4 protein-coding genes are annotated in these 2,982 nt (G+C 39.0%); all 4 read right to left on the bottom strand.

Annotated features, from left to right (window positions below):
* Positions 1-54: 54 nt before the first annotated feature.
* A complete protein-coding gene (locus ACY10D_RS05205) occupies positions 55-168 on the bottom strand; it encodes a D-aminoacyl-tRNA deacylase (RefSeq protein ID WP_486999710.1) in 114 nt (37 codons plus the stop codon).
* A gap of 185 nt (positions 169-353) precedes the next feature.
* Positions 354-1,352, bottom strand: a complete 999-nt coding sequence (locus ACY10D_RS05200; RefSeq protein ID WP_486999709.1) for a malate dehydrogenase — start codon at positions 1,350-1,352, stop codon at positions 354-356.
* A gap of 119 nt (positions 1,353-1,471) precedes the next feature.
* On the bottom strand, positions 1,472-2,065 hold the full coding sequence (locus ACY10D_RS05195; protein ID WP_486999708.1) for a CDP-alcohol phosphatidyltransferase family protein: 594 nt from the start codon (positions 2,063-2,065) through the stop codon (positions 1,472-1,474).
* A gap of 5 nt (positions 2,066-2,070) precedes the next feature.
* Positions 2,071-2,790 carry a TVP38/TMEM64 family protein gene (locus ACY10D_RS05190; protein WP_486999707.1) on the bottom strand — a complete coding sequence of 240 codons (720 nt, stop codon included), beginning with the start codon at positions 2,788-2,790 and terminating at the stop codon, positions 2,071-2,073.
* Positions 2,791-2,982: the final 192 nt, after the last annotated feature.

Here is a 2,982-nt window from a genome sequence, read left to right as displayed (position 1 = left end):
TTCATTAACACAATAAATTATGGATTGGCAACTCGTAAACTTTATTTTTGATTATTATTCAACCCTTGATTCGCATATAAGTGCCATAATACCTTGGGCAATATGAGCAATTTGATTATTGTCGACGGTAACAGAAGCGTGAGTAACACGCTGTATAAGGCTTAGCATATTGCTCTGTATATTCAATTTCAAAGTGCCATTAGCATATACCACCCACAAACCATTTTACAGTCTTTCTGCATTGTAATTTGTGAGGGTGCAGAGATTTTATGATGGGTAATGTAATTATGCTTACGTACCAAGAAGATAAGCTAGCACAAAGAGGCGTGCTAATGAGTGATGGCTTAATGAAATTAAATTAATCCTGCTTCTTTGACAATATCGCGCTCATGACGAAGCTCATCAAGTGTATTATTAAAAGCTTTTTGACCAAATGCATCCTGTGTAATGCCTTCGACAACTGTGATCTCACCATTTTTAACCACACAAGGCATAGCAAAGATAAGTCCCTTATCAACACCGTACTCACCATTAGATACTTTTGCGATTGAGACTGTTTCACCGGCTGGCGTGTCAAAAATAATCCCTCTAACGCTAGTGATAACAGCATTTGCTGCAGAGGCGGCAGAAGATGCGCCACGCGCTTTAATCACAGCAGCGCCACGTTGCTGAACCATTGGAATAAAGTCTTCTTCTAACCACTTGCGATCAGTAATGACATCAGTTGCAGGCTTGCCAACAATCTCAGCATGGGCAAAGTCAGGGAATTGTGTTGCTGAGTGGTTACCCCAAATGGTCATTTTCTTGACTTCAGTAACATCAACACCGGCTTTAATAGCAAGCTGCTTACGCGCGCGGTTCTCATCAAGTGAAATCATGGCGAAAAAGCGATCATTAGGGACATTGGCGGCATTCATCATGGTGATTAATGCATTCGTATTACAAGGATTGCCAACGGCTAAAACGCGAACATCTTTAGCGGCATGCTTGCTGATAGCTTCACCCATTGGTTTGAAGATTTTACCGTTAACACCTAATAAATCAGAGCGCTCCATACCTGCTTTGCGAGGAACTGCACCAATCATTAATACCCAGTTAGCGTCTTTAACGGCTTCATTAACATCTGCCGTGCAAGTAACACTTTTTAATAATGGGAATGCGCAGTCATCAAGTTCCATTTTAACACCTTGTAGTGTAGGCAATGTTTGCTCTAATTCCAATAGGTTAAGATGTACATCAACATCTTTACCAAACATTTCACCTGAAGCGATTCTGAAGATGACAGCATAACCAATATTGCCAGCTGCCCCTGTTACGGTAACGCGTACACTTTTATTTGAACCATTTGACATGAATTATTTCTCCTTATGATTTAGCAAGTAGATCTCGTCGTATTTTCACCCGCAAGATAATAACAATTTTGCCTGCGAACGAATAGAGGCACTAGCATTATTTGTGGTATAAATTAAATTTATTTACTCTCACTACTTTGTTTGTAAAATTCATACACGCGAACGCCAGTTGTCCATAATACTAAAAGTGTGAAAACAATACCGATGATCAGAGCAAATTGGTTAAAGATAATCATCGCGATAAAAAAGATAAAAGCCTCGGCACGCTCCATAAGACCAGGGCTATAATAAAAGCTTTTTTCCGATTGTTTTTCCGAAAAAATGCCAACCAATAGAAAACTGCTAACACAGACAAGCATCGACATCATCATCAATAAACACACAAAAGCCAAAGTTGGATCACGAATAAAAAGGGCGATTACGATAAATGATTCAACCAATCGATCACTGAGAATATCAAGAACGGTACCAAAATGTGTACTGTTGTTTTGTAGGCGCGCAACCGAGCCATCAAGGATGTCGAGGTAACCTGAAATAAGTAGCCACAAAATAGCCATGAAGTTAAATTCAGCACTTAAAAAACATGCACTAATAAAGCCTGTAATTAAAGAGGTAACGGTAATCGCATTAGCAGGTAGGTGGCGTGCGCCGATATGCAGAAGAGGTTGAATAAAAACTCTTTGAAATAGTGGGCGCAGACTTGATTCGATCATTATTATTATTCCTTGTGTGGGTTGTCTTTTAGCCTACTGCTATTTTTAAGTTTCTTATAAATAATTGGTACCAAAGATAATAATGCTAAAGCACAAATAGGCAATAATATTTGCGGTGAAAAAATAACCTTAAGATTAAGCGTGTGTCCTTGTTCAAGGGCGAAGCCTAAGCCACTTCCCACCCAAGTATAAATAAAGGTGCCAGGGATAATGCCAAGGAGTGTGCCTAGAAAAAAATGACGTAAGCTTACGCCTAAAACACCCGCGGCAATGTTAATAATAAAAAAGGGGAAGACGGGTAAGAGTCTTAAGAACAATAAATAATTAAACTCATTTTGCTGAAAGCCATCACGCATCTTAGCAATACTGCCTGAGGCTTTATGCTTTAAATTTTCAGCAAACGCCATACGTACTGCTAAGTAGGTAATTGTCGCACCAATAGTCGCCGCAAGAATTGTCCAAATACCACCAAAGAAAACACCAAAAAGAAATCCGCCTAATAGCGTCATTATCGTCGCTCCTGGGATTGAGAACGCAACGATAATGATGTAACTGAGCATGAAAATAAGCACACTCAATACATAATGTTGTTGCGTAAATGCTTGTAAGTTTTGATAATGCATCGCTAAGGTCTCAAGAGACAAATAATGCTCGCCACCTAACACAAAAAAGAGGATTAAACCGATAATTAAAAGGATAATAGGAAACAAACGCTTTAACGACATCTGCAATCACCTTCCATGTTATTGTCTAAACATGTGTAAAGGATAACAGATAAAGAGTCCATAAAATACTGGAGTTAGTATATGTTTAAGCGTTTATAGGTTATGACCATATTACTGTCCACTTTGATTTTGTAAGCGTTGGCTGAGCGTAAGTCGAAGCCTCTATGAAGTGTGATTTTCCCAAGCTTACCC

The organism is Cysteiniphilum sp., assembly GCF_057495195.1.
Note: the sequence above shows the minus strand (reverse complement) of the source record. Positions and strands in the feature narration are given on the sequence as shown.